The following is a 25,599-nucleotide window of genomic DNA, read 5'->3' as shown; positions in this document are numbered from 1 at the left end:
CTGCCTTTCACCAGCTCAGCCCGTCGGGCAGCTCCAAGATCGCGCGAATGAAAGTATGGCGAAAGCCGGCTTGCGCGCTGGCTAGACCTCGTCTGTCAGATCTCCCGTCGACGACGACCACAACACACCCGGTTGAACGGATGCTCGCACCAGGAAACAGCCCTATGGCCACCAACAGCGTTGAAATCGTCATTTTCGGGGTTCCGTAAGTCCCACCCATTGCCTATAAGGCGCGCCTAGCCCGACAATTTTTGCCCGGCCTCCGCGCGGCATACGCCCGTGCGGCGTTCGGCTCACACGCGCGAGTGATCTTCCATGCCAAAACGCACCGACATCAAGTCGATCCTGATCATCGGGGCCGGCCCCATCGTTATCGGCCAGGCCTGCGAGTTCGATTATTCCGGCACCCAGGCCGTAAAAGCGCTGCGAGAAGAGGGTTATCGCGTCATCCTGGTGAACTCCAACCCGGCCACGATCATGACCGACCCGGAGCTCGCCGATGCCACCTATATCGAGCCGATCACACCGGAAGTCGTCGCCAAGATCATCGCCAAGGAACGGCCAGACGCACTGCTTCCCACCATGGGTGGCCAGACCGCGCTCAACACCGCGCTCAGCCTTCGCCGGATGGGCGTGCTGGAGCGATACAATGTCGAGATGATCGGTGCTCAGCCCGAAGCCATCGACAAGGCAGAGGATCGCTCGCTGTTTCGCGAAGCCATGGCCAAGATCGGGCTCGAAACGCCGCGTTCGATGCTTGCCAACGCCTCCGACGTAAAAAATGCCGACCGCCAGAAACATGAGGCAAAGCGCAGGGAGCTCAAGGAGAAATTCTCCGGCGACGCGCTCGATACGGCGCTGGACGATCTTGAAAACGAATGGAACCTCGGTGAGAGCGACCGCAAGCAGCGCTACATGAACCACGCCATGGGCGTGGCCGCCCAGGCGCTCGACTTTGTCGGTCTGCCTGCCATCATCCGCCCCTCCTTCACGCTGGGCGGCACGGGCGGCGGCATCGCCTATAACCGCGAAGAGTTCTTCGAGATCGTCTCGTCGGGCCTCGATGCCTCTCCCACCACCGAAGTCCTGATCGAGGAATCCGTTCTTGGCTGGAAGGAGTATGAGATGGAAGTGGTCCGCGACCGTGCGGACAATTGCATCATCATCTGCTCCATCGAAAACGTCGACCCGATGGGCGTGCACACGGGCGATTCCATCACCGTGGCCCCTGCCCTGACGCTGACGGACAAGGAATATCAGATCATGCGCAACGCATCGATTGCGGTGCTGCGCGAGATCGGTGTGGAGACAGGCGGCTCCAACGTACAGTTCGCTGTCAACCCGGAGACCGGCCGCCTTGTCGTGATCGAGATGAACCCGCGCGTGTCGCGCTCCTCCGCCCTCGCATCCAAGGCAACCGGCTTCCCCATCGCCAAGGTCGCCGCCAAGCTTGCCGTCGGCTACACGCTGGACGAACTGGAAAACGACATCACCGGCGGTGCCACACCGGCCTCCTTCGAGCCGTCAATCGACTATGTGGTGACGAAAATCCCGCGCTTTGCCTTCGAGAAGTTCCCGGGTTCGAAGCCGGTTCTGTCCACCGCCATGAAGTCGGTGGGCGAGGTCATGGCCATCGGCCGCACCTTTGCCGAATCCTTCCAGAAGGCGCTACGCGGTCTTGAGACCGGCCTCACCGGGCTCGATGAAATCGAGATCCCCGGCTACGATCCGGAAGGCGATCCTTCGGAAAACAAGAATGCCATTCGTGCAGCCCTTGGCACTCCGACGCCCGACCGCCTGCGTATGGTGGCCGAGGCGATCCGACTTGGCACCAGCCTCGAAGACGTCCATGCCATGTGCCGCATCGACCCGTGGTTCCTGGAGCAGATCGCGGCGATCCTCGCCATGGAAGAGCGTGTGCGCGAGCACGGCCTGCCGGAAGATGCAGAAAACCTGCGCCTCCTGAAGTCCATGGGCTTCTCCGATGCCCGCCTCGCCTCGCTTGCGAAGAAAGAGACGGAAGAGATTCAAAAGAAACGCCATTCCCTTGGCGTCCATCCCGTCTTTAAGCGCATCGACACCTGTGCGGCGGAGTTCGCGGCCCCCACCGCCTATATGTATTCGACCTATGAGTTGCCCTTCGCTGGCGCTGTGGCCGACGAGGCCCGCGTTTCCGACCGCAAGAAGGTGGTGATCCTCGGTGGCGGCCCCAACCGCATCGGCCAGGGCATCGAGTTCGACTATTGCTGCTGTCACGCCGCCTTCGCGCTGGCCGACGCCGGCTACGAGTCGATCATGGTCAACTGCAACCCGGAGACCGTATCCACCGACTACGATACCTCCGACCGCCTCTATTTCGAGCCATTGACGCCCGAGGACGTTCTGGAAATCCTGCGCGCCGAACAGGCCGCCGGCACACTGCATGGCGTGATCGTGCAATTTGGCGGCCAGACGCCGCTGAAGCTTGCCGATGCGCTGGAAAAGGCCGGCATCCCGATCCTCGGCACCGCGCCCGACATGATCGACCTGGCCGAAGACCGCGACCGCTTCCAGAAGCTGCTCGTCAAACTCGGCCTGAAGCAGCCGAAAAACGGCATCGCCTACTCGGTGGAACAGGCCCGCGTCGTCGCGTCCGAACTCGGCTTCCCGCTGGTGGTGCGCCCGTCCTACGTTCTGGGTGGCCGCGCCATGCAGATCATCCACAACGAGACGATGCTGCAGACCTACCTGCTCGACACGGTGCCCGGCCTCGTGCCCGAGGAAATCCGCCAGAAGTATCCGGCCGACAAGACCGGCCAGATCAACACGCTTCTTTCGAAGAACCCGCTTCTCTTCGACACCTATCTGACCGAAGCAGTGGAAGTGGATGTGGATTGTCTGTCCGATGGCAGCCAGACCTATGTTTCCGGCATCATGGAGCATATCGAGGAAGCCGGCATTCATTCCGGCGACTCTGCCTGCTCCCTGCCGGTGCACTCTCTCGACGAGGGCCTTGTCGCAGAACTGGAGCAGCAGACAGCCGCGCTCGCACGCGCGCTGAAGGTCGGCGGCCTGATGAACGTGCAGTATGCGGTGAAGAACGGCGAAATCTACGTGCTCGAGGTCAACCCCCGCGCCTCGCGCACGGTGCCCTTTGTCGCCAAGACCATCGGCCGCCCCATCGCCAAGATCGCCGCCCGGATCATGTCGGGCGAGACGCTGGAAAATGCCTTCGCCCATTACGGCACCATGCCGAATGCGCGCGACCTTGGCCATATCGCGGTCAAGGAAGCCGTCTTCCCCTTCGCTCGCTTCCCCGGCGTCGACACGCTGCTTGGACCCGAGATGAAATCCACCGGCGAGGTGATGGGTCTCGACACCAACTACGCGCTCGCCTTTGCCAAGGCGCAGCTCGGTGCTGGCGTAGACCTGCCACGTGAAGGCACACTGTTCGTCTCCGTGCGCGATGATGACAAGGCCCGCGTCCTGCCGGCGGTCAAGCGGCTCGCCGACGCCGGATGGCATGTTCTGGCCACCGGTGGCACCGCCCGTTTCCTGCGTGAGAACGGCATAGAGGCGGAGAAGATCAACAAGGTTCTGGAAGGTCGACCACACATCGAGGACGCCATCCGCAACCGTCAGGTCCAGCTCGTCTTCAACTCGACGGACGGTCAGAAGGCCATGTCGGACTCAAAGTCGTTGCGTCGTGCCACATTGATGCAGAAAGTGCCCTACTACACCACCATGGCAGGTGCGGAGGCCGCCGCCGAGGCAATCGTTGCTCTCAAGGCGGGAAGTCTCGAGGTGCGCCCGCTGCAGAGCTACTTCCTCTAGGCAGCCTGTCAGAACTTGCGCAGCCGCCGCGCCTGAGGCTTGGCGGCGGCTGCAGCCTTCCTCGTTCTCCACGCCACATGCCAGCGCTCGGTGTGCTGACACCACCGACCGGAAAAGCATGACTCTGGCTGTCTCCCATACCCTTCCTTGATCTCAGGCATTCGCCACGGCGAACGCGATAGAAACGCGTTGTCGAATAGATAAAGTTCGACTGGATAGCCGCCGTAAACATCGATAAATGACATATAAACAGCGGCACATAAAAGCAGAACATCCAGATATATACTAAGTAAACAATAAACCAGTGCCGGGTGTGAAAACTGAACGTCGAGAGCATTCGAACGACGTTGGTAAAACTGGAATATCGGCGCGTTTCCCGCGCCTTTGAAGCAAGATTTCAGAGCTATGCATTTTAAAGCTCTGCGCGCATTTTTGAGCACCAGGGATTTTTGCGATGAAGCCCTTTTTTAGATTTGCTCTGCCGCTTGCGGCGTTGTCGGCTGTGGTGACCGCCTGCTCGGATCTGGCATCGCTCAAGGAACGGATTATTTCCTTCCCAGCGTCGGAACTCGAGTGGATCGAGATCCCGGATTCGGGTGGCATACGATATGCCAATGTTCGCGGCGACCTTGCAGGCGCGGCCCCTTACGAGGCCTTTGTTCTGTATCCCGCCGGGAAGGACAACCCGCATCACTATCACACCCGATCCATCCGGACCGTGGTTGTGCAGGGCACGTTTTTCATTGTGGTCGACGGCAGGCGGACGGTGTACCCGAAAGGCTCGTATTATGAGTTGCCTGGACACCTGAGGCACTTCAGCGGTTGCGCTGAGGGCATCGACTGCCTCCTTTTCCAGTATCAGGACAATGGGTTTGACCTTGTCCCATACCGCGATGAGAAGGAGGCTCGTTCACTCAAGTCCGAGCGCGCCCTCCCAAAGGGGGCGCGCTCTATTTCTTCGCTCAGGGGTACGCCCGCTAATTGCGCCGGTAAAGCCACAAAACAAGCGGAGACAAAACGAGTGTCAAAAGCACCGGCGCAGTCAAAGCAAGCATCACATCGCCTGCTGTGGCCGTTCCGCTCATCAGCCCCCTCAGGGCCGTCGCCATGTGCGTCACCGGGTTCCGCACAACAAATGCTTCGAGCCATCCCGGCATCGTCTCGGGACGCACCATGATGTTGGAAGCGAATACCAGCGGAAAGATGAAGGTGAAACCGATGGTCATGACCGTCATTGGCGTGCGGATCAGCAAGCCAAGTACGATGAAAATCCAGCCGACGCCAAAGCCTATGGCGATTAGCAGCATAAAAGAAAAAAGAACGCCCAGGATCCCTGCTTCCGGCCGATAGCCCAGCACAAGTCCAACGCTCAGGATAATCAAGCCTGCAATCGTATGGCGCAGGACATCCCCGGCCATAAGCCCTGCGAAGGGCGAAAGAGACCAGATCGGCAATGACCGAAAACGTTCAAACAATCCCTTCGACAGATCTGTCGAAAGTCCCATTCCGGAGTAGACCGAGTTGAACACGACGGTCTGAACAAGGATTCCGGGGAGGAAGAACTGGAGATAGTCGCTCGTCGAACCTGCCAGTGCACCGCCGAAAACAAAGGTGAAGAGCAGCGTGAACATGAGCGGCGTCATGATCAGGTCAAACAATTGCTCTGGCACATGCTTGAATTTCAACACCGCACGCCAGCCGAAGGTCAGAGCATTGGCAACTGCGGACGGTCGGGGCGGCCGGGGCGCGTGGGACAACATCGCAGGGCCAGTCTCTACAGAACTCATCATGTCTCTCCCACCGTTTCTCCGTCCACCGGCTGTCCGGTCAGGGCGAAAAACACCTCATCGAGACTGGGGGAACCCATCGAGAAATCGGAGAGTTCTATTCCTGCTGAAATCAACAGCCCCAGCGCCTCATTGGCGGCTTTGGTCGATCCGGCCACCACGGAAAGCTGAGCGCCTTCGGCGCTGCGTTGAACGGGCGCTCCCAGGACCTTCTCCAAAATTGCTTCCGCTTCGTCCAGTCGCTCATGATCGCCAAGGGCAACGTGCAGGAAACCGGAGCCGATGGCCGATTTGAGCTCCCTGCTCGTCCCTTCAGCGATCTTTCGGCCACGATCGATCACTGCGATACGCGCGGCCAACTGATCCGCTTCTTCGAGATACTGGGTGGTCAGCAATATCGTCACACCGGATTGAGCAAGAGAGCGGATCATTTTCCACACACCTTGCCGCGCTTTAGGATCAAGACCGGTGGTTGGCTCGTCGAGAAACAGAACGCCCGGCGTCACAATCAGCGACGCCGCAATGTCGAGCCGTCTCCGCATCCCGCCGGAGTAGGATTTGACCTGCTTTCTGGACGCGTCCGAAAGTTCGAAGGCTGCAAGCAGTTCATCCGCCCTCGCCTTGGCGGCGCTCACTGAAAATCCCCAGAGACGCGCGAGCATGACAAGGTTTTCCCGCCCCGTCAGGTCTTCGTCGAGCGAGGCAAATTGCCCGGTCAGCGCGATAGCCCCCCTCACCGCCTGTGGATTGGAAACAACATCGTGCCCCATGACGGACGCAGAGCCGCCGTCCGGACGCGCGAGTGTTGCAAGCAGACGGATCAGCGTAGTCTTTCCCGCTCCATTTGGCCCCAGAATGCCGAAGATCATGCCACGCGGAACATCCAGATCGATGCCGTCCAGCGCGGGAACAGACCCATAGCGCTTGGTCAACCCGCGCACGGAAATTGCCAGGGACGGCAAATCGGGGGCGATCGCCTTGGCGCTCACCGGCTTCATATCATTCATCTGCAATCCTCCGGGGCAGCCAGTTCCCGCACGTTCCCATGACTGCAGGAAAGAGCTGCTGAGCGGCATCCAACAGCGCGCAGACATACACCAATCGGAGGTTTGTCAGAACTGGTTTATCACGTCGCCTCAAAGCCTGCTGACAGCTCCCGCCGAAGCCGGGCTCAGTTGCGCAGGCCGGTTTCCCGGAGCAACCCTTTGCGTTTGGCATCGTAGTAATAACCGCTGGCATAGAAGCGCACCGCACGATCTTCGTTTCGATCGGCCGTAATGTAGGCGCCTCGCAGATATTTGACGGCATATTTGAGATTGGTCTCCGCATCCAGCAAACCGGATGCAGGGCCGCGATATCCCATGGTTTGAGCCGTATCGTGCCGGATCTGCATCAGCCCCCAATAGATGCGATTGCGCGCTGAGGGATCGAAATTGCTCTCTCGTCTGACAACCCTGCGCACCAGCCGCTCAGGCACCTCATAGATGGCTGCGTAGCGAGCGATCAGCGAATCGAGCTCGGCGCTCCGCGGCGCCACCGGCTCCACGCTCGCCCCGGCCTCCAATGCCGTGAGCGCAGCGGAAGGCGGGCGTTGACCTGCGAACGCGTCCGGGCTGACATCCTCGTCCGAGATCGCGGCGTCCTGTTCTGCAACCAGGCTATTCGCAATCACAGCTGCCTCAGCAGAACTCTCAACGTTATCGGCTTTTGCCTGACCTTCGCTCCCGGTCGTTGCGCAACCGGCCATGGAGGGCAAGGCAAGTAAAAGACCGGCGACCAGAAAACGGGAAAACAACGGCAAGGTACATTCCTTCAATCAGATCACCCCCACCCGCGCGCCTTCTATCGTGCAATGCAAAGCGTGGCAATCTCATGTCAGGACCGTGCCCGTTCACTCTTCGTGCCATAGTGTTTCCATGCTAAATGTGTCTCCGAAAGCAGTGGGATCAGTGCCCGTGTCATTCGGTGGTTATCAGGTGTTCGAAACAGCTTTCGGCTTCTGCGGTGCAGGCTGGAGCGAAGCCGGACTTGCTCGCTTCATTCTTCCTGCACCGGATGCAGGATCGGTTGAACGGCTCCTGAAACGTCGATTTCCCGATGGCAATGCTACACAACCAACAGGCGCCCTCGCAAACCTCGCCGTGGCCGTAAGGCGCTATTTCGATGGTGTTCAGCAGGACTTTTCCAGGGTTCCTCTCGATCTCTCCGGCATTAGCCCGTTTCATCAGACGCTATACACCGCCATGCGTGGGCTTTCCTACGGTGAAACAACGACTTATGGAGCACTCTGTGAAAGTGTAGGGTTCCCGAAAGCCACCCGGGAAACGGGTGCAGCCATGGGCAAAAACCCCATCCCCCTGATCATCCCCTGCCATCGCGTGCTCGCCGCAGGTGGCAAGATTGGCGGTTTCTCCGCCCATGGCGGTATAACGACGAAGCAAAAAATGCTTGCCCTGGAGAACGCCCGCTCGCCCAATGCCGACGAGGCGCAGGGGACGTTTGCATTCTAGTGCCGGTTGAACCGCACATCTTGCACTCAAGCGAGGCGCGCGCATAATAAACGCGATTCGGATGGCCCCGGTGATTAGCGGGGACAGCCACAATCTCGCCGTCAATCGGTCGATTTATCGGCGGTATTTCTGTTCAGCGTTGGGTTCGTTGCGTCCGTGATTTTCAACCGGCGGGAATTCCATGCTTCAGTCTGCCGATAACAGCATCAAACATCGCCTCATTGAGCCAACGGCGATGATTACAGAGGTCAAACGCCTTGTCGCACAAGGCGTAGAGATGGATCAGATTGCTCCCGAACTCTCGAAACAGTTCTATATCGACATTGATCTTCTCAACGCAGTTTTGCGGGTGATGCGCAAGAAAATGCTGGAACGCAAATCGAAAGAGAGCGCCGCAAAGCAGGACACGACCGGCACCAATGACAGGGCGGCAGCCTGAAGCACAGCGACACGGTTTTCGCGAAATTTGTCTTGAATTTTACCGGTCCTGAACACTGATTCAAAATCCCTCTCTGGTAGCAATTGCCAATCAAACACAACCAATTGCACAGATTTGAACCAGAACCAGGAGAGGACGCATCGTGCTGATCGGAAACTTGAACAAACTGCCTCTATTCGACAGGGTCAGGCCACCGGCAAACCAACCTGATCCTCAGGAACCGGCTTCGCCGCCCAACGAGGCAACCCAACCGGAACCGAGCGATGATCAGCCGAAAGGCTCGAGCGGCAGTTCGAACCCGTCAAATCCTCCAACGAGTACGTCGCCAGGCGCGTCCAGTGGCACCACACCGGTAAATGACCAGTACCGGCTGTCTTCGCTGAGCACCCCTCGCGACGAACCGAAAGAGGTCGTCTCGATCGAGGCTTGGGCCAGGCGTGCGGCACTTGAAGTGCAAAAGCATGAACAGTTCGCATCAATGCTCCAGCGCATTGCCAAGCCGGAAGCGGCGGCACAAATCGCTCTCCTTCAAAATGATCCCGAAGGCAAGGCCGATCTGCGCTCCGTGACTGCCGCCTACGGCGACAACCAGGATACGGTTTCGGCCGCAAACAGCAATTCTGAAAACTAGATAATGGATCAGGGCCCGACAGGTTCGGGCCCGGGTCTTTGAAACGATGTCTGGCAGCGCCGCCTGATCAAACCCGTCCAGACTGACTTCACGTCAAAGAAACGACAACCGTCTCAGGATCGCGGAAAATACGACCTATATCCAGCGGCCGCACATCCACGATCGAACCCGCTTCTTCTGGTCTGGCCAGCAGTTCGCCCTGAACCAGATCGGCCCCAACGGTTAGTGCCGCCAGAAGATGGGCCGGGCTCTCAAGCCCTTTTACAAGAACTTCAGCGCCCCCATTCTTGAGGCTTTCAATTACCTGACGCATCAGCCGCAAAGCGGCGCTCACATCAGAAACACGACGAAACCACGAGCCATCGACGCTGACAATGCGTGGCTGGAAACGCTTTATCGCCTCAATCGCCTGTGTATTCACCCCGAACCCTTCAACCGCGAGGCCCGCGCCCGCCGCTCCCAACACTGCCAGGATGCGCTCGAGGACATTTAAATCGCAAGTTTCGAAGTTGGGGACGCTGCACACCAGAGACCTTGGAGGAAAGCCGGCCTCTGCAAGCCGTGCAAAGGTGAGAGCAAGATGCTCCAGTGCCACCTCCTCGCAAAGCAGGGAATGTCCGAACGGTACGTGCAGGGAAAGGTTGTCATGTCTGGCATGACGACGATTTCCGATGTGCATGAGATTGCAGAGCGACAGAACATCGGCCTGTGCGTCAAGATCGACAGAGGCAAGAAACTCATGCCTCTCTATTGGCCGAAAGTTGAGCAAGGGCAACACAGATGCCTCCAGCCCCTCGGGCATCAAGAAGTCGGACGCAACGCGGAAAATCGGCTGATAAACGGTGCGAAGCCGATATGCGCCGTAGACCCCTGTTTCCAGGCCGACCTCGTCCACTACAATCGTGGCCGCCGCGGGCCTGGGGATCGATTGCCCACTCATAGTGTCAGGATCCGCGGCGCCCGAAGGTGCGCCCGCTGCGATTGGACGGAACGTCCCCTTTAGTCTTTTCGACCTTGCCCCGTTTAAGGTGTTCCACGGTCCCCGCCAGCGCCCGCCTTCGCTCACTCTCGCGTGCCGCCTCGAATTCCGCAAAAGCGCCCGGAGCCAGCTGTGGCCGGGCGAGCGCAAACCCCTGCACCATGGAGACACCGCAACTTTCGGCAAGTTCAAGCTGTTGTCCGGTTTCAATACCTTCGAAAACGGTGCGGATACCCTTGTGTGCAAACGCGCGCACCATATCGGTCAGCATCGCGACGCCAGGAGCTGACGAAAGGAGCCGACCGGTCCAGGCACCATCGAATTTGACGATATCGGGCCCGAGCGCCTCGATCCGCTTCAGATCTGAGCTGTCGGCTCCGTAATCATCCACCGCAACCCGGTGCCCATATCCCTTGAGCGCCTGCACAAATCTGATGAGCGTTTCATCGGAGCCCGTTTCCTGCTCGGTGATCTCACAAACGACACGCTCCGCCGAGATACCGGCTTCGCTCAAGACGCCCTGAACATCCTGCAGCGCGCTCGCCGCTGAGGCGGCATCCACAAAATGCGACGGGTCGAAATTGACAAAGAGCGAGGCCGTTTCGCTGAAACTGACGCCCGCATTCAATAAATGCAGTGTTCTTGCCAGTGTTTCGACCTGAAAACGATCGATGTCGGGAATGCTGGAGAAGAAAATGCCCGGCCCCACAGGATGCTCGTCTCGGAAAGGACGGATCAGCCCTTCATAAGCGCTCACGAGAAGACGGCCCTCACGAAAGGAAAAGATCGGCTGAAAAGCCGATTTCAGTGTATAGCCGCCCCAGATACCCACAGCGGTCCCGTCGTCCTGGCGGGCGATGTGGCCGAGGCCGATGCTGCGCGGCATGCTGCGCTTCCTTAAAACTCTTTATTCATGACGGTGAAAATGCCATCCAACGCCTTTATTCGCCGTTAACGACTGGTTTAACGCCGCAAACTGGCTGGCCGCTTGCGATTTTTCCCATGATCGGACATGAAGGATCACGCTGATGCTCAGCGTAATTCTCACAGGAACCGGAGTCCTCCATTATGGCTTTCCTTGCCGATGCCCTTTCACGCGTAAAACCCTCCGCAACCATCGCGGTTTCCCAGAAAGCGCGCGAACTCAAATCCCAGGGCCGTGATGTGATCGGTCTTGGTGCAGGCGAGCCGGACTTCGACACGCCGGAGAATGTGAAAAAGGCGGCAATCGAAGCCATCAACCGCGGTGAGACGAAGTACACACCCGTCTCCGGCATCCAGCCCCTGCGCGAGGCGATCGCAGCCAAATTCAAGCGCGAAAACAACCTCGATTACGACTGGAAGCAGACAATTGTCGCCACCGGCGGCAAGCAGGTGCTGTTCAACGCGATGATGGCTACCCTCAACGCCGGCGACGAAGTGGTCATCCCCAGCCCCTATTGGGTGAGTTACCCGGAGATGGTGTCCATCTGCGGCGGCACGCCGGTAGCCGCTGAAACCAGCATTGAGAACGGCTTCAAGCTCACCGCCGAGGCATTGGAAAAGGCGATTACGCCTAAGACCAAATGGCTGATCATGAACTCACCATCCAACCCCTCGGGTGCAGCCTACACGGCTGAGGAGCTCAAGGCACTGGCCGAGGTTCTTCTCGCCCATCCCAACGTGTGGGTGCTGACAGACGACATGTACGAGCACCTGACCTACGGCGATTTTAAGTTCCACACCATCGCCGAAGTGGAACCGAAGCTCTATGAGCGCACATTGACAATGAACGGCGTCTCCAAGGCTTACGCCATGACAGGCTGGCGCATCGGATATGCGGCTGGGCCCATCGAGCTCGTCAAGGCCATGGACATGATCCAGGGCCAGCAGACTTCAGGTGCCTGCAGCATCGCTCAATGGGCCGCCGTGGAAGCTTTGAATGGTCCGCAGGATTTTGTATCCAGGAACAAGGCGATCTTTCAGGGCCGCCGTGATCTCGTCGTGTCGATGCTCAACCAGGCAAGGGGCATCAAATGTCCGGTCCCCGAAGGCGCATTCTACGTTTACCCGTCCTGCGCCGAACTGATTGGCAAAACGGCACCGTCAGGCAAGACGATCGAAACCGACGAGGATTTCGTATCGGAGCTTCTTGAGGCGGAAGGTGTGGCGGTTGTGCACGGCTCGGCCTTCGGCCTCGGGCCCAATTTCCGCATCTCCTACGCCACGTCCGAGACTCTGCTCGAAGAAGCCTGCAACCGCATCCAGCGTTTCACGGCTTCACTGAAGTAGGCGCCCGCTCTATAGCCTCACTATTGCGCCGCAAAATATTTTCTCGCGGTGCAATAGTCTTAACGCACTCTTTAAGCTTCTCATTGTTCTCTCGTTTTCCAAGGGTTTCGGGGAGACACCAGGGGCATGAGCATCCTCTCCACCGTTCGCCGCAATGGCGCGCGTGTTTACATAGGCGTACAAGCGCTTTTGATCACAGCAACGGCGCTCATCGCCGTGGCATATTTCATGGTGCCACGCGAAAGTGGCATGCCAAACTGGCTGCTGCTCACCTGCTTCGTGCTCAGCGCGACGGGTCTTGGCCTGCTTGAATACCTCAAACGCACTGTTTCCGATCAGCTCAAGGACGCCGTGCGCATCGAGGCCGAGCGCACGCGACTGACCGAGAATGATCTTCTTACGGGCGCCCTCACCCGAGGCCGTTTCCTGGACGAACTCAGCGCCAGCATCGGCACACTTTCAAAGCCCCGCCGCATCATGCTGCTGCTCGTTGATCTTGACCATTTCAAGCAGCTCAATGACGGATTCGGACATCAATTTGGAGATCAGGCGCTCGCCCATCTGGTCGCATGCGCGAAACACTGTTTCCCCGATTGCACCATTGGTCGGCTGGGCGGTGACGAATTTGCGATACTGATGTACGGCAACGACCTCGAACGCTGTCGTCTACGCGCCGAAAAACTGCTCACAATGCTTCAACAGGGCCGTGTTTGCGAGGGACACCAGATACCACTGGGCGCATCGATCGGCATTGCCGTCGCACCGGAACATGCAAGCAGCCCCAAAGAGCTTCCTTTGCTGGCCGATCTTGCACTGTATGAGAGCAAGGGAGCCGGCCGCGGACGCATAACCGTGTTCGATCCCGATATGCTCTCTGAAAAACGCCAGCGCCGCTTTATGGAGCGCGAATTGCGCGCAGCGGTCTATCTCAACGAGCTCGAACTTCACTACCAGCCCCTGACCGACTCGGAGCGCAACTGTACGGCTCTGGAAGGCCTGGTGCGCTGGCGTCATCCTGTGCGCGGCATGATCTCACCTGCCGAGTTCATACCTGTTGCCGAGAGATCCAACCTGATCGACATGGTCGGCGAGTGGGTTTTCCGCCGCGCATGTCTCGATCTCGATCATCTGTCATGTGGGCGCATCAGCATCAATGTCTCCGGAGAGCAGCTCAAGCGCGATGGCCTCGTGCACATGCTGGACCGCGTGCTGCATGAAACGGGCACGGCCGCCAACCGTTTTGTTCTCGAGATCACCGAGACCGTCGCCACGGCGGCTACGCCCGAAATCATCGCCCGTATCGAACGGCTGCGTGGGATGGGATTCCACATCGCGCTGGATGACTTTGGAACCGGCCATTGTGGCTTCAACTACATCAAGACGCTGCCGATCGACTCAATCAAGATCGACCGCAGTTACATCCGCAATCTCGGACATGATCGTATCGCTCAGGTCTTTGTCTCTGCGCTAACTCAGATCGCTCGCATTCAGGGCCTTACGATCGTGGCTGAGGGGATCGAAACCGAAGCCGAGTTCGATCTTGCACGCGCTGCCGGTTGCAACCGCTTCCAGGGCTATTTCCTCGGGCGACCGCAGGCCGCTCCAATGCTCCTGCGCAAAACCGCCCATATCGAACCGCTCGCCTTGAGCGCTTGAGAACCTCTTGCCCAAAACTCAAAGCCATGTGACGATATTCGTCGGAAAACGTTGGCGCATCGGCTTGTGAGTGCCGAAAGCGGGTTCTTCAAGGGCGGAGAATGCTCCTGATCATCCGTCTACGCGTCACGACCGCGCGACGGCCGCTCTGGCCGGCCGCCGCTCATGAAACGTGTACGGGTAAACGCGTGTGAGGAGGCCGCCGACCATGGGAAAACGTTCGGGAGAGAGAAGCCGCGGACCGAAGTGCATTGCCATTGTCGGTCCGTTTGCAAGTGGCAAGACAACTTTGCTCGAAGCCATTTTGGAGCGCACCGGCGCCATAACCAAACAGGCAGGTACCGGGTCCGGAACGGTCGGCGATCATTCCGCCGAAGCCAAGGCGCATCAGATGAGTGTCGAGGCATGCGTCGCCACCACTCGCTTTCTCGATGAAAGTATTACTTTCGTGGATTGTCCCGGCTCAATCGAATTTGCCTATGAGGCAGATCCGATTCTTACCGCAGTCGACATGGCCATCGTCGTCACCGAACCCGACGAGAAGAAAATTCCGGCCCTTCAGCTCACCCTCCATCGGCTCGACGAGCTCGGCATCCCGCGCATGATCTTCCTGAACAAGATCGAGCACGCCACCTTGGGCGTGCGCGACATGTTGAAGATGCTGCAACCGACCAGCGACACCCCACTGCTTTTGCGCCAGATTCCTCTGCGCAAGGACGGCATCGTCATCGGGTCCATCGATCTCGCGCTTGAACGCGCCTACATCTACCGTGAGCACGCAAGCAGTGAGATCGCACCCATTTCCGACGATGACAGGGCACGCGAGGTCGAGGCACGCTTCTCCATGCTTGAAACTCTGGCAGACCACGATGACAGGCTTATGGAGCAACTGCTTGAGGAGATAGAGCCGCCCCGCGATGCGATTTTCGACGACCTGGCCGCTGATCTGAGTTCCGGTTCGGTGACGCCGGTGCTGATCGGGTCAGCAGAAAAAGGCAACGGCATATTGCGGCTTCTGAAGGCAATCCGGCACGATGCTCCGGATGTTGAAGCGACATGGGAGCGGCTTGGTCTCGACATTACTGGTGAAGCCGTGCTCCAGGTGATGAAAACAATCCATACACCGCATGGTGGCAAGCTGTCCGTCTCACGTGTTCTTTCCGGCTCAGTCGGCGATGGTGTGGAACTGCGCAGCGACCAGACTGTCGACAAGGTTTCCGGTCTCTACACGCTGCTCGGGCGCGAACAAACCAAGGTCACGAAAGCGGAAGCTGGCGAGACGATTGCTCTCGGCAAACTTGAGGGGGTAAAGACAGGGGACACGCTGACCACAGCCAGGACACCGCATCCACCTCTCCTCAAACTCGAGAGCCCTCACCCTGTTTATTCGGTTGCGGTACATCCAACCGAACGCAAAGACGAGGCAAAGCTCTCCCTCGCCCTGCAGAAGCTCACCGAGGAAGACCCGTCACTCGGCCTCGAACAAAGGCAGGAGACGGGGGAAACCGTGCTGTGCGGACAGGGCGAAATGCATCTGCGCGTCACTCGCGAGCGCCTGGAAGGCAAATACCAGATCCCCGTGGATACGGCAGTGCCGAGCGTTGCCTATCGCGAAACGATCCGCAAGGGCACCACAAAGCGTGGCCGGCACAAGAAGCAATCGGGCGGTCACGGCCAGTTCGGCGATGTTGTGCTCGAGATACGCCCCCTGCCCCGCGGCTCCGGTTTCGAGTTCACCGACACGATCACCGGTGGCGTCGTTCCGAAGCAATACATACCCTCGGTCGAAACGGGCGTTCGCGACTATCTCAAGTCCGGTCCGCTCGGGTTTCCCGTCATAGATCTCGCCGTCAACCTCTCGGACGGTTCCTACCATTCGGTGGATTCCTCAGACATGGCGTTCCAGCTTGCCGGGCGACTTGCCATGAAGGAAGGGCTTGGCGAGTGCTCACCTGTTCTCCTGGAGCCCGTCCTCAGGGTCGAGGTCTACACGCCGTCAGACGCCACTGCCCGCATCACCGCTATCCTGTCGCAACGGCGCGGACAGATTCTCGGCTTCGATGCGCGTCCCGGCTGGACAGGTTGGGACATCGTAGAGGCGACGATCCCCGCATCCGAAACCGGCGATCTGATCATCGAACTACGATCCGCCACGGCAGGCGTCGCCAGCTATCGCGCCACGTTTGATCACATGGCCGAATTGACCGGGCGCCTGGCGGATGCGGCGATGAGCGCGCAGGGCAAGGCTGCTTGATGAGAGCATCAACCGGAAAGATCGCCACGCAATCGTGAAGCGCCGTGATTTTGAACCGCCGGGCGGCGGTTCTACCAATGGTGATGCTATCAGAAATCCGCTGGAGAAAGCCATGCCCACAATCCACCGTCGCCCGCGCTGGGCAATAGCCGAAAGCGTGGCGACGCCTGAATGCGTTTTCGCCAATCGCCGCACAGTGCTTGCGGGGCTTGGTCTTGGGGCGATCGCCGGCGCAGGCTTGCTGCCCGGGACAGCCAGGGCGCAGGCAGCGGAAGACGCCGCGTCGCGCACCGCATCCCTTTACCCTGTAAAGCGGAACGATGCCTACAGAATCGAACGCCCCCTGACACCTGAAGACGTGAACAGCACTTACAACAATTTCTACGAATTCGGATCTCACAAACAGATCGCGCGTGCCGCTCAGGCACTCACAACTCATCCCTGGGATATCGAGATCGATGGCCTCGTGGAAAAGCCCGGCACCATTGCTTTCGAGGATCTGTTAAAACGCTTGCCGCTCGAAGAGCGCCTGTACCGGCATCGCTGTGTCGAAGCCTGGTCAATGACAGTGCCATGGAGCGGCTTTCCGCTTTCAGCTCTCCTGGCGATTGCGAAGCCCCTTTCGTCCGCCCGCTACCTCCGCTTTGAAACCTTCAACGATCCCTCCGTCGCCGGGGGGCAGAAACAGGTCTGGTATCCTTGGCCCTATGTAGAGGGCGTCACCATGGAAGAGGCTTCGAACGACCTCGCCTTCATGGTCACTGGCGCCTATGGCAAACCCCTGGCAAAGCAGTTCGGCGCTCCCCTGCGGCTGGCCCTGCCATGGAAATACGGCTTCAAATCCATCAAATCCATCCGACGCATCTCTTTCACCGAAAAGAGACCTGTGAGTTTCTGGGAGGAGATTGCAGCCAGCGAATACGGCTTCTGGGCGAATGTGAACCCGGATGTGCCGCACCCGCGCTGGAGCCAGGCGGAGGAGCGGGTACTGCATACCGGCGAGCGCATACCGACGCAGCTTTTTAACGGTTATGCCGAGGAAGTCGCAGGTCTTTACAGCGGGCTCGAAAGCGAACAGCTATATCGCTGACCTGCACTCGTGCCACTTGGAAACACGGGCGCCCGCGATGCACGGGAACCTCCGGCAGATAAAAAAAGAGCCGGATCACGGAGATCCGGCTTTAGTCATTGGAAGTGCCATATAGGCGAAACCTCCAGAGGGGAACACTCGCGGGGGCAAATGGGAGGAGAACGCCCCCGGGAGTGCTTCTCATATGGGCAATGAGCGCCTAAATAACAACCACATGTTTTTGCAATTCACCCATGCAATTTTGCATAACGCCCCGTATTTCTTGGGAAATACTGCGTCAAAATGCCCAATGCCTTGATTTTGAAATGAGGAAGTCCCGGAAAGCGTGAAGCTTTGCCTGATTTTTCATCACGTTCGGGTAGCAGAAATATGTGTCGAACGACGGCACGGCGGTTTCCGGCAGAAGCTGCACCAGATCGTTGCTCTTGCCGACCACGTAATCGGGCAGCATGGCAATCCCGGCCCCGCGCTGCACAGCCAGTTTGATCGACAGGATGTTGTTGATCTGCAGAGCCGTCTGGCGCTTCTGCCCCTCCGGACGCCCGGCGGTTTCGAGCCAGTTCATATCGCTGAGATGCGGCGGCACCGCCTCGCCGAAAGTCACGATCCGATGCTTGTCGAGATCGGCGATCGAGGCCGGCTTTCCGTGCTTGTTCACATAGGAGGGCGAGGCAAAGAGATGGAAATGCACCGTGAACAGCTTGCGCTGGATCAGATCCGGCTGCTGCGGCTGGCGCATCCGAATCGCGCAATCCGCCTGCCGCATGGTCAGGTCGAGCTCCTCATTGTCGAGAATGAGTTGCAATTCGATGTCCGGGTAGAGCTCGATGAACTCCGGCAACCGTTCCGTCAGCCAGCCCGTGCCGAGCCCCACCGTGGTGGAAACCTTCAACAGACCGGACGGGCGATCCTTCGCCTCGGTCAGGCGCACGCGCACGCTTTCAAGCTGCATCAGCACGTCATGAGCGGTGCGATAAAGCATCTCGCCCTGTTCGGTAAGAACCAGCCCGCGCGCGTGCCGATGGAAAAGCGGCACCCCCACTTCCAGTTCAAGCGCACTCACCTGGCGTGAAATGGCCGACTGCGAAAGATGCAGCGTTTCAGCGGCGTGCGTAAACGAGCCAGCCTCTGCGGCGGCGTGAAAAACCCTGAGCTTGTCCCAGTCCAACGCCTCGTTCTCCTCTGTCAGGCGCCTGTACCGTCATGGGCGTTACCGCCCGTTCCCGTCGCTGCGTCGTTCCCGGTTATTCGGCAGCTTCTTTCTTCGATTCCATGGCTGCCAGATACTTCTCTGCTTCCAGTGCCGCCATGCAGCCAAGCCCCGCTGCCGTCACGGCCTGGCGATAAATGTCGTCGGCCACATCACCTGCGGCAAACACCCCCGGAACATCCGTCTGCGTGGTTCCAGGCTGCGTCCACAGATAGCCATTGGGCTTCTGCTTGAGCTTGCCTTCAAATAACTCGACCGCGGGGGCATGGCCGATCGCGACGAAGATGCCATCCACCGCCAGATCGGACACAGCCCCCGTGTGCACGTTTTTCACACGCACGCCCGAAGCGGATGCAGGCATGGGCGGTTTTGCGGGCGTCCCGGTGATCTCCTCGACCACCGTATCCCACATGATCGTCACGTTCTCCTTGGCCATCAGACGCTCCTGAAGGATACGCTCCGAGCGCAATTCGTCGCGGCGATGGATGAGCGTCACCGACTTTGCGAGGTTAGAAAGGTAAAGCGCCTCCTCGACAGCGGTGTTACCGCCGCCCACAACGGCAACATCCTTGCCACGGTAGAAGAAGCCGTCACAGGTCGCACAGGCCGAAACACCAAATCCCATAAAGGTCTGTTCGGACGGCAGGCCAAGCCACTTTGCCTTTGCACCGGTGGCGATGATCAGCGCATCGCAGCTATATTCGGTGCCGGAATCGCCCCTGAGCACAAAGGGGCGCGACGACAGATCCACATCGACAATGAGGTCATTGGCGATTTCCGCTCCGACGTTTTCAGCCTGGCCGCGCATCTGTTCCATGAGCCACGGCCCCTGGATCGGATCGGCAAAACCGGGATAATTTTCCACCTCGGTGGTGATCATGAGCTGGCCACCCTGCTCCAGCCCGGCCACAAGAAGAGGCTTCAGCATGGCGCGCGCCGCATAGATCGCCGCCGTGTATCCGGCCGGACCCGAGCCGATGATAAGGACGGGCGCGTGACGACGTGACATGGATGAAATCCTTTCTTCCTAAAAGCACCCGCGGGCATGTTCCGCTCCCATCGGGCATTCTTGACTTGTGAGCGCGTCGGCCCCGCCAGCGGGCAGAAAACGCGAAACCGGACAGCAGACCTGCGGGCGTCATCCCTAGGCCACCATCCAAAACAATTCGGTGACATGATCTAAGTATTCACCACCGCAAAGTGCAAGGCGAGGAACAGGTTTCCAACAGCTACCGAATGCCGCTCCTGCGCATTTGTTCGTTTGCCACGGTTTCAAACACGGTGGATAGTCCACCCTGCCGGTGAAGGCATTGCTTGGCTTGGCAGGGCGCTTGCCCTAATTTCGGTCTGCGCGCGTGAAAGATTCTCGCGCGTTTAGAGCAGAAATGGGAAACACTATGCCGCTACAGGCTGATCTTGACGCAATCGACTGGAAAATTCTGCGTGAGCTTCAGGCCGACGGCAAAATGACCAATGTCGAGCTTTCGCGCCGTGTTGGCATCTCCGCTCCGCCCTGCCTCCGGCGCGTAAAGCGGCTGGAGGAAGGCGGCATCATCAAGGGCTACCGCGCCCTGCTCAATTCCCCGGCACTTGGCTATGATGTGGTCGCCTTCTGCCTGATCGGCCTTCACTATCAATCTGAGACCGAGCTGAAGACTTTCGCTCAGCGAACGCTCAAATGGCCAATCGTGCGCCGCGCATGGATGGTCTCTGGCGATTCCGATTTCATGCTGCATTGCGTGGCGACCGATCTCACCACCTTCCAGACCTTCGTGATCGAAGAGCTGACATCCGCGCCCAATGTAGACACGGTCCGCACCGCACTCACCATTCGCCAGGTAAAGGACGAAGGCCTCGTGGCGATCGACTAGGGCGCTGGTGCGTCATGCATTCTCGATAAATCCAGAAGAGTCGCTGGGACACTCCAATGAAGATTGCCGCCCTTTCATTTCAGTATCCGACGGGCATCCTTGCCAATATCGGCGATTGGATTCAAACCTTGGCGGTCGAGCAGCATCTACCCCAGGTCGATTTCTACCTGGACCGTGATTCTCTAAACACGTATCAGGGTGACGAATGTATCCTCGTCATGAATGGCTGGTTCAGTCATTGCCCCCAAGCATGGCCACCGAACGAAAAGATCGTCCCCATATTTCATGGCTTCCACATCACCCCTGAAGCTGCCGAGCACTATCGAAAGCACTTAGACTACTTCAAGAAACACGCTCCGATCGGATGCCGCGATCAGAGCACTCTGGATATGGTAAAGAGCTGGGGGGTGGAGGCGTATCTGTCTTATTGCACGACCCTCACTTTCCCGACACGCACAAAGGAGCCCGACGAAGAGCTCGTAGTTCTCGTGGATGCCCCCAAAGCGGCTCACCGGGTTAAGCGTTGGAAAAGAAAGCTTTCCATCCAGCATGAGGTTGCTCCGGTCTCGTCACCTGTTCAAAGGGCGTTCGCCAAAGACCTGCTTGCCATGTACAGGGATAAGGCCACTCTGGTTGTCACCTCGCGGATACATGCGGCAATGCCTTGCATGGCAATGGGCATCCCCACACTCTACATGCCCAAACAGCCGGATGGGCGAACCAATATTATTAATGAGTTCGGTGCCCCTGCGACCGAGGCGCTGGAAAACGGATTTCGAGAATTATTTGGCATAAGACAGAAGAAAATATTCACGAAAAATAAGGTTAGCGGAGAATTCAAGACTCAGATTTCTGAAGGATTGAAATCTAGATTGAAAAAAATACTGACATGAGAATCAACACACTATGGATCGGCGGAAATCTTGGAACTATCGAGATCCTTTCCGCGAAAAGTTTTGTTGATACTGGTCACGACGTTGCTCTTTATTCATTTGATGAGATAAAAAATATACCCCCTGGTGTAGAAAATATTGATGCTGAGGAAATACTTCCCCGTACGGAAGTAGAGCGGCTTCGCCACAGAAAAACCGGTTCCTACGCCCTCGCATCCGATTACTTCCGTTTCCTTCTTCAAAAAAAGGAACGTGGTGCCTGGGCAGATTTGGACATGATCTGCCTCAAGCCTGTAAATTTTGAGAAAGACATCGTTTTCGGCCGAGAAAGCGCCACGTACATAAATGGCGCTCTGCTATACGCAAGACCGGATCATCCAGTTATTGAAGAGGTCTTGTCCTTCTTCAAGCGGGACATCATCCCGCCATGGACGCGTGGTCGCGATGCCAATCGCCTTCGCTTGAAGTCATGGCTCCTTGGCAAAAAGATCGAACCCGCAACTCTGCCTTGGGGAACCTTCGGCCCAAAGGCAATCACCTATCTCGCGCGAAAGCACGAGGTTTTTGATCTGGCAGAGCCGGAAGAGGTCTTTTACCCCATACACTTCAAGGATGCTCCTTTGCTCTACGATAGCGAAAGAAGCCTCGATGAATTCTGTACGGAACGGACTAGAACCATTCACCTCTGGAATGAGGTTCTCAGAAGTGCCGGGTTGAAAGACACCCGACCACCCAAGGGCTCGCCTCTCGCAAAGCTCATGCATCGTTTCGGCATCTAGGAATGGTTCGCCGCGCGACGCATATCTCTATTTGAAGTTTACGCGAACCCACATATTTTCGGTGGTCATGTAAATCCAGGCGTTGGAAAAAAAGCGCGCGATCTTTTTTCTGGGACGCCCGATCTCCCGCAGGATTTTTCTCCCCACGCTTCGGGGTTTTCCCGCGGATTGAACCGAGTAGCGTTCCTCCAACAATGAACTGCCGAGAGATTTGTCTTTCCGAAGAAAGACTTCCTGAATCGCGGGCGCAGGCACCATCTGATACTTTTCCAGATCACCCATTGTCGGCTCGCTGGAGCTGTAAAGAAATTGATCGAGCGGATCGCAAAACACATTGGTTTCACGAAGCAGCCTTGCAGCGGTGTCTCGGAAAACGACATATGCACCCGATCCCGCATGTGCCACGCGCAGAGGATGCACCTTTCGACCAGCAACCGTAGAGACTGCCGCCTTTCCAATCAGCGTCTTCGGCCGGCATGCCTCCAGCCTCACGACACCTGCGTCGGCGGGTATCCAGCTCTCATCGCCGAAAATGGCTGACGCATTCTCCCCGAGAAAAATATCGTCCTCACAGATGATCGTGTAGGCATCTTCACTCTGAGCCGCGATCTCCCAGCATTTCCGATGTGAGAGAAAGCAGGCAATCTCGCCTGCCCCCAGTTCGTAGAAGCGGGGTGTTCCGGTTCGCCCGACCTTCAGCTCCTCCTGTGAAAGGAGTTTTGCATCCACCGCCTTGACCACCGTGAAATCCAGCCCCTGCTCGCCAAAGACCTTGCGCATATGCCCGAGGCGGGCCGTTTCACGTTCCAGATTGATGACAAGCGTCTTCACTGCCGTTTCACCCCGGTTGCCTGCCAGCCGCGAGAATATTTTCGCACTTTGCTCCGATATGCGAAACGCTTCCATTCTCTGCGAATTCGCTCGCTGATGCTGCGCTTCACCTTCCCCGATGCGCTGACCGTGCTGCCCCCGATCTCGGCTGACTGGTCGCTGATGCCCGAAGGCACCACACACAAAGGTGCAATCCCTGTCACCCAGCGCAATTGCAGAAACGTGTCGACCGGTCGATCGAAATGGTCGCTCAGAGCGAGAAGATGCTCTGCAGCTTCGCGTGTCACAAGCTGCGCAACAGTGCCAAGCTGCGAGACTTCAGGCGCAACGAGACGGATCTCTCCCTCCCGCGCCACTTCCTGCACCTTGCCCCGAACCGGGCTTATGCGAAACTGCACATATGCCTTGCCCGTACAGCCCCGCCTGGCAAGCTCGAGGCACCGCCCGAAAAACGGCATCTGGAGAGCCACGTCGTCCTCGACGATCAGCCCCGCATCGAGCCCGCGCTCCACGATCATGCGCCACACCTTCCGGTGAGAAAGAAAACAGGCAATCTCGGATTGTTTCAGCACAAAAGGATAATCCGGATGATGCAACCCCTTCACGTAGTGCCGCCCGATCTCCTCGTCGCCGAGTTCCTGACCATCGACGGCGTCCACCACATGGCTTTCAACGGGCAGGCTCGCCATCAGGTGCTCCACTTGTGGGCGACGCGCTGTCGCGCGCTCAAGATGGACGATGAAACCTTCGATCTTCACGTGGTGGCCTCATGCCAGAGTTCTTCGTAAAGCGCATTGAGAGCATTCGCTTCGCCTTCCAGTGGAAAACGCGAGCGCGCATGCTGAAGTGCAGCATTTGCAGCGATGCCGCGCAGCTTTTCGTCATCCATGTAGCGTGCTGCAGCAGCAATCATCGCATCCAGATCGTCGACAGGCACCAGGGTGCCCGCTTCGCTGTCCTCCAGCTGCTCCGAAAACGCCCCCACATCCGTGGCGACAACCGGGACTCCTGACGCCATCGCTTCAAGTGGAGTGAGCCCAAAACCTTCCCAGCGCTGCGGTGCGATGAACAGCGAAAGCGCCTGATACCAGGCCGGAATTTGTGGGCGGGTGCCAACGAAATGCACTCGGTCTGCGAGCCCGGCTACCCGCACGCGCTCCTTCAATTCTCTCTCAAAGTCTACATGCGGCCCGGTCGCCTGGCCGGCGATGATGGCCGACCAGCCGGGACGGTCCGGCAGAAGCGCGATCATCGCATCCACGAAGAGGTCGGTCCCCTTCTGGCGCCGTACCCGGCCAAAACATCCGACATAGCGCTGGTCGCCCGCCATGCCCACCGCGATCGCTCCCGTCTCGGGGCTCGAGGGTGGTGAAAAACGGTGCGTGTCGATCCCGTGCATGACCACACGGCTTTCGACCTTGAGGTAACCCGCAGATTTCCGGCTGGTGGCCACCACCCGGTCCATGCGACAGATCAGAAACCGGGTCCAGCGCGTGTGCTCGCGTTGCGAAGCGGAGGTGAAAACGAGCTTCAGCGGCGCGCGAAAGACATCCCGCAAAATCACGCCAGCCAGCATCTCTGTGTTGCGCCGCGCATGCCATATGCGAAAAGGCCGGTTAGCCGGCCTGCGCAGAAGCCCCGGCACCTGCCACCAGCGCAGTTTGGGCAGTGTGTCGGGCAGTCCCGGTCCCAATGTCGCTATGGCGAGTGTCTTCGACTGTTCTGGAACAAGCTGCACGATGGTGCTGGTCACGCCCGAAAGCCGCTTTTTGAAATTGGGAGCCACCACATCCACATCACGGACGCGGAGCCGGAGGCCGCTTTCGGGCGTTTTGCCGGACATGATGGTCAGCCGTAGCGGATTTCCACCACCTCATAGCCGCGCGCGCCGCCGGGAGCATTCACCTCGATGGAGTCCCCCACAGCCTTGCCGATCAGCGCCCGCGCGATGGGCGAGGAAATGGAAATACGGCCCGCCTTCACATCGGCTTCCTGGTCGCCGACGATCTGATAGGTCTTCTCCTCTTCGGTGTCTTCATCGACCAGCATCACCGTGGCGCCGAATTTAATCGTATCGCCGGAGAGCTTTGTCACGTCGATGACCTCGGCGCGCGCGATCAGATCTTCCAGTTCGCCGATGCGGCCTTCGTTGAGGCTCTGCGCCTCCTTGGCAGCGTGATACTCCGCATTCTCCGAAAGGTCGCCATGGGCGCGCGCCTCCGCGATCGCCTCAATGATACGTGGCCGCTCTTCCTGCTGGCGCCAACGCAGCTCTTCCTTCAACGCCGCGGCTCCGGCAAGCGTCATAGGGACCTTGTTCATTTCATTCACCTTCCAGACATGAAGGCAGGAAGACCCCACACGCCTTACGCGAAGCGTCGTCCTGCCGCCGGTGCAGACATAAAAAGAAACGGTCCGAAAGCGTCTGCCTACGGAACCGTTTCGTATGACTTCTCCCAATATAACAAGCCGGTGACGATTTTCACGCAAATTTTTGCGTGTTCCGTCTCCCCCTCAATTGCGCCCCGTTGTTTCGCCTTGTTCGACAGCGTTCATAACCTATCTCAAGATGAATGCGACAATGG

Annotated in this window: 23 protein-coding genes; 11 read left to right on the top strand and 12 right to left on the bottom strand. The window is 58.4% G+C overall.

What is annotated here, in order from left to right; all coding sequences use genetic code 11:
• Positions 1 to 315: 315 nt before the first annotated feature.
• Complete coding sequence (gene carB / locus P2W41_RS07210) at positions 316 to 3,813, top strand: carbamoyl-phosphate synthase large subunit (RefSeq protein ID WP_292896643.1); 3,498 nt, start codon at positions 316 to 318, stop codon at positions 3,811 to 3,813.
• Between the two features lie 8 nt (positions 3,814 to 3,821).
• Here the strand turns inward: carB and P2W41_RS07205 are convergent, their stop codons facing one another.
• The 4 genes from P2W41_RS07205 to P2W41_RS07190 all read right to left on the bottom strand — a co-directional run bounded on the left by P2W41_RS07205 (position 3,822) and on the right by P2W41_RS07190 (position 7,272).
• The gene (locus P2W41_RS07205) at positions 3,822 to 4,253 is read right to left on the bottom strand and encodes a hypothetical protein (RefSeq protein ID WP_404934699.1); all 432 of its coding nucleotides are present in this window, start codon (positions 4,251 to 4,253) and stop codon (positions 3,822 to 3,824) included.
• 537 nt (positions 4,254 to 4,790) lie between these two features.
• Complete coding sequence (locus tag P2W41_RS07200) at positions 4,791 to 5,600, bottom strand: ABC transporter permease (protein ID WP_404934698.1); 810 nt, start codon at positions 5,598 to 5,600, stop codon at positions 4,791 to 4,793.
• Complete coding sequence (locus P2W41_RS07195; RefSeq protein WP_404934697.1) at positions 5,600 to 6,607, bottom strand: ATP-binding cassette domain-containing protein; 1,008 nt, start codon at positions 6,605 to 6,607, stop codon at positions 5,600 to 5,602. The genes P2W41_RS07200 and P2W41_RS07195 overlap by 1 nt, the downstream gene beginning before the upstream one ends.
• A 164-nt stretch (positions 6,608 to 6,771) precedes the next feature.
• The gene (locus tag P2W41_RS07190; RefSeq protein WP_292896649.1) at positions 6,772 to 7,272 is read right to left on the bottom strand and encodes a lytic transglycosylase domain-containing protein; all 501 of its coding nucleotides are present in this window, start codon (positions 7,270 to 7,272) and stop codon (positions 6,772 to 6,774) included.
• A 244-nt stretch (positions 7,273 to 7,516) separates the two neighbouring features.
• Here P2W41_RS07190 and P2W41_RS07185 point away from each other — a divergent pair, with 244 nt between their 5' ends.
• From P2W41_RS07185 to P2W41_RS07175, 3 genes are all read left to right on the top strand, one after another.
• Entirely contained in the window at positions 7,517 to 8,110 is a 594-nt protein-coding gene (locus P2W41_RS07185) for a methylated-DNA--[protein]-cysteine S-methyltransferase (RefSeq protein WP_404934937.1), read from the top strand.
• 277 nt (positions 8,111 to 8,387) lie between these two features.
• Complete coding sequence (locus tag P2W41_RS07180) at positions 8,388 to 8,549, top strand: hypothetical protein (RefSeq protein ID WP_404934696.1); 162 nt, start codon at positions 8,388 to 8,390, stop codon at positions 8,547 to 8,549.
• Positions 8,550 to 8,706: 157 nt separating this feature from the next.
• The gene (locus P2W41_RS07175; RefSeq protein ID WP_404934695.1) at positions 8,707 to 9,180 is read left to right on the top strand and encodes a hypothetical protein; all 474 of its coding nucleotides are present in this window, start codon (positions 8,707 to 8,709) and stop codon (positions 9,178 to 9,180) included.
• An 88-nt stretch (positions 9,181 to 9,268) separates the two neighbouring features.
• On the opposite strand, the gene P2W41_RS07170 is transcribed toward P2W41_RS07175, so the two are convergent.
• Positions 9,269 to 10,120 (bottom strand): EAL domain-containing protein, encoded by an 852-nt coding sequence (locus P2W41_RS07170; RefSeq protein WP_404934694.1) that lies wholly within the window; start codon positions 10,118 to 10,120, stop codon positions 9,269 to 9,271.
• A gap of 4 nt (positions 10,121 to 10,124) precedes the next feature.
• Positions 10,125 to 11,045 carry an EAL domain-containing protein gene (locus tag P2W41_RS07165; protein ID WP_404934693.1) on the bottom strand — a complete coding sequence of 307 codons (921 nt, stop codon included), beginning with the start codon at positions 11,043 to 11,045 and terminating at the stop codon, positions 10,125 to 10,127.
• Between the two features lie 182 nt (positions 11,046 to 11,227).
• Here P2W41_RS07165 and P2W41_RS07160 point away from each other — a divergent pair, with 182 nt between their 5' ends.
• The 4 genes from P2W41_RS07160 (at position 11,228) to msrP (ending at position 17,430) form a co-directional block, all read left to right on the top strand.
• Complete coding sequence (locus P2W41_RS07160) at positions 11,228 to 12,430, top strand: pyridoxal phosphate-dependent aminotransferase (RefSeq protein WP_292896659.1); 1,203 nt, start codon at positions 11,228 to 11,230, stop codon at positions 12,428 to 12,430.
• A 126-nt stretch (positions 12,431 to 12,556) separates the two neighbouring features.
• Positions 12,557 to 14,086, top strand: coding sequence for a putative bifunctional diguanylate cyclase/phosphodiesterase (locus P2W41_RS07155; RefSeq protein ID WP_404934692.1), 1,530 nt, complete (start codon positions 12,557 to 12,559; stop codon positions 14,084 to 14,086).
• A 208-nt stretch (positions 14,087 to 14,294) separates the two neighbouring features.
• The gene (locus tag P2W41_RS07150; protein WP_404934691.1) at positions 14,295 to 16,340 is read left to right on the top strand and encodes an elongation factor G; all 2,046 of its coding nucleotides are present in this window, start codon (positions 14,295 to 14,297) and stop codon (positions 16,338 to 16,340) included.
• Between the two features lie 112 nt (positions 16,341 to 16,452).
• On the top strand, positions 16,453 to 17,430 hold the full coding sequence (gene msrP / locus P2W41_RS07145) for a protein-methionine-sulfoxide reductase catalytic subunit MsrP (protein ID WP_404934936.1): 978 nt from the start codon (positions 16,453 to 16,455) through the stop codon (positions 17,428 to 17,430).
• Between the two features lie 277 nt (positions 17,431 to 17,707).
• On the opposite strand, the gene P2W41_RS07140 is transcribed toward msrP, so the two are convergent.
• Together P2W41_RS07140 and trxB are read right to left on the bottom strand one after the other, a co-directional pair.
• Positions 17,708 to 18,598: a LysR family transcriptional regulator gene (locus P2W41_RS07140; protein ID WP_292896666.1), complete on the bottom strand. Its 891-nt coding sequence runs from the start codon at positions 18,596 to 18,598 to the stop codon at positions 17,708 to 17,710.
• 76 nt (positions 18,599 to 18,674) lie between these two features.
• Positions 18,675 to 19,649 (bottom strand): thioredoxin-disulfide reductase, encoded by a 975-nt coding sequence (gene trxB / locus P2W41_RS07135; protein ID WP_292896668.1) that lies wholly within the window; start codon positions 19,647 to 19,649, stop codon positions 18,675 to 18,677.
• Between the two features lie 388 nt (positions 19,650 to 20,037).
• Between trxB and P2W41_RS07130 the strand changes: the two genes are divergently transcribed.
• Genes P2W41_RS07130 through P2W41_RS07120 form a run of 3 tightly spaced genes read left to right on the top strand, consistent with a single transcriptional unit; the run spans position 20,038 to position 22,183 of the window.
• Entirely contained in the window at positions 20,038 to 20,511 is a 474-nt protein-coding gene (locus P2W41_RS07130; RefSeq protein ID WP_229448756.1) for an Lrp/AsnC family transcriptional regulator, read from the top strand.
• A 56-nt stretch (positions 20,512 to 20,567) separates the two neighbouring features.
• Positions 20,568 to 21,404 carry a polysaccharide pyruvyl transferase family protein gene (locus P2W41_RS07125; RefSeq protein ID WP_404934690.1) on the top strand — a complete coding sequence of 279 codons (837 nt, stop codon included), beginning with the start codon at positions 20,568 to 20,570 and terminating at the stop codon, positions 21,402 to 21,404.
• Positions 21,401 to 22,183: a hypothetical protein gene (locus P2W41_RS07120; RefSeq protein WP_404934689.1), complete on the top strand. Its 783-nt coding sequence runs from the start codon at positions 21,401 to 21,403 to the stop codon at positions 22,181 to 22,183. Before P2W41_RS07125 ends, P2W41_RS07120 begins: the two co-directional genes overlap by 4 nt.
• Before the next feature lie 27 nt (positions 22,184 to 22,210).
• On the opposite strand, the gene P2W41_RS07115 is transcribed toward P2W41_RS07120, so the two are convergent.
• The 4 genes from P2W41_RS07115 to greA are packed head-to-tail and all read right to left on the bottom strand — an operon-like array spanning position 22,211 to position 25,336.
• Positions 22,211 to 23,014 carry a glycosyltransferase family 25 protein gene (locus P2W41_RS07115; protein ID WP_404934688.1) on the bottom strand — a complete coding sequence of 268 codons (804 nt, stop codon included), beginning with the start codon at positions 23,012 to 23,014 and terminating at the stop codon, positions 22,211 to 22,213.
• Positions 23,011 to 23,772: a glycosyltransferase family 25 protein gene (locus P2W41_RS07110; protein WP_292896678.1), complete on the bottom strand. Its 762-nt coding sequence runs from the start codon at positions 23,770 to 23,772 to the stop codon at positions 23,011 to 23,013. The genes P2W41_RS07115 and P2W41_RS07110 overlap by 4 nt, the downstream gene beginning before the upstream one ends.
• Positions 23,769 to 24,857 (bottom strand): glycosyltransferase family 4 protein, encoded by a 1,089-nt coding sequence (locus P2W41_RS07105; RefSeq protein WP_404934687.1) that lies wholly within the window; start codon positions 24,855 to 24,857, stop codon positions 23,769 to 23,771. The genes P2W41_RS07110 and P2W41_RS07105 overlap by 4 nt, the downstream gene beginning before the upstream one ends.
• A gap of 5 nt (positions 24,858 to 24,862) precedes the next feature.
• Positions 24,863 to 25,336, bottom strand: coding sequence for a transcription elongation factor GreA (greA, locus tag P2W41_RS07100; RefSeq protein WP_229448749.1), 474 nt, complete (start codon positions 25,334 to 25,336; stop codon positions 24,863 to 24,865).
• Between the last annotated feature and the right edge of the window lie 263 nt (positions 25,337 to 25,599).

Source organism: Nitratireductor sp. L15S-10 (assembly GCF_045011005.1).
Classification (GTDB): Bacteria; Pseudomonadota; Alphaproteobacteria; order Rhizobiales; family Rhizobiaceae; genus Nitratireductor.
This window is presented reverse-complemented; position numbering and strand designations above follow the sequence as displayed.

Excerpts from the sequence above, each read along its gene's own strand:
- P2W41_RS07200 (WP_404934698.1), bottom strand. The coding sequence starts at position 5,600 with ATGAGTTCTGTAGAGACTGGCCCTGCGATGTTGTCCCACGCGCCCCGG.
- P2W41_RS07185 (WP_404934937.1), top strand. The coding sequence starts at position 7,517 with ATGCTAAATGTGTCTCCGAAAGCAGTGGGATCAGTGCCCGTGTCATTC.
- P2W41_RS07160 (WP_292896659.1), top strand. The coding sequence starts at position 11,228 with ATGGCTTTCCTTGCCGATGCCCTTTCACGCGTAAAACCCTCCGCAACC.
- P2W41_RS07170 (WP_404934694.1), bottom strand. The coding sequence starts at position 10,120 with ATGAGTGGGCAATCGATCCCCAGGCCCGCGGCGGCCACGATTGTAGTG.
- P2W41_RS07105 (WP_404934687.1), bottom strand. The coding sequence starts at position 24,857 with ATGTCCGGCAAAACGCCCGAAAGCGGCCTCCGGCTCCGCGTCCGTGAT.
- P2W41_RS07150 (WP_404934691.1), top strand. The coding sequence starts at position 14,295 with ATGGGAAAACGTTCGGGAGAGAGAAGCCGCGGACCGAAGTGCATTGCC.
- msrP (WP_404934936.1), top strand. The coding sequence starts at position 16,453 with ATGCCCACAATCCACCGTCGCCCGCGCTGGGCAATAGCCGAAAGCGTG.
- P2W41_RS07130 (WP_229448756.1), top strand. The coding sequence starts at position 20,038 with ATGCCGCTACAGGCTGATCTTGACGCAATCGACTGGAAAATTCTGCGT.
- P2W41_RS07155 (WP_404934692.1), top strand. The coding sequence starts at position 12,557 with ATGAGCATCCTCTCCACCGTTCGCCGCAATGGCGCGCGTGTTTACATA.
- P2W41_RS07120 (WP_404934689.1), top strand. The coding sequence starts at position 21,401 with ATGAGAATCAACACACTATGGATCGGCGGAAATCTTGGAACTATCGAG.
- P2W41_RS07125 (WP_404934690.1), top strand. The coding sequence starts at position 20,568 with ATGAAGATTGCCGCCCTTTCATTTCAGTATCCGACGGGCATCCTTGCC.
- P2W41_RS07180 (WP_404934696.1), top strand. The coding sequence starts at position 8,388 with ATGGATCAGATTGCTCCCGAACTCTCGAAACAGTTCTATATCGACATT.
- P2W41_RS07195 (WP_404934697.1), bottom strand. The coding sequence starts at position 6,607 with ATGAATGATATGAAGCCGGTGAGCGCCAAGGCGATCGCCCCCGATTTG.
- trxB (WP_292896668.1), bottom strand. The coding sequence starts at position 19,649 with ATGTCACGTCGTCACGCGCCCGTCCTTATCATCGGCTCGGGTCCGGCC.
- greA (WP_229448749.1), bottom strand. The coding sequence starts at position 25,336 with ATGAACAAGGTCCCTATGACGCTTGCCGGAGCCGCGGCGTTGAAGGAA.
- carB (WP_292896643.1), top strand. The coding sequence starts at position 316 with ATGCCAAAACGCACCGACATCAAGTCGATCCTGATCATCGGGGCCGGC.
- P2W41_RS07165 (WP_404934693.1), bottom strand. The coding sequence starts at position 11,045 with ATGCCGCGCAGCATCGGCCTCGGCCACATCGCCCGCCAGGACGACGGG.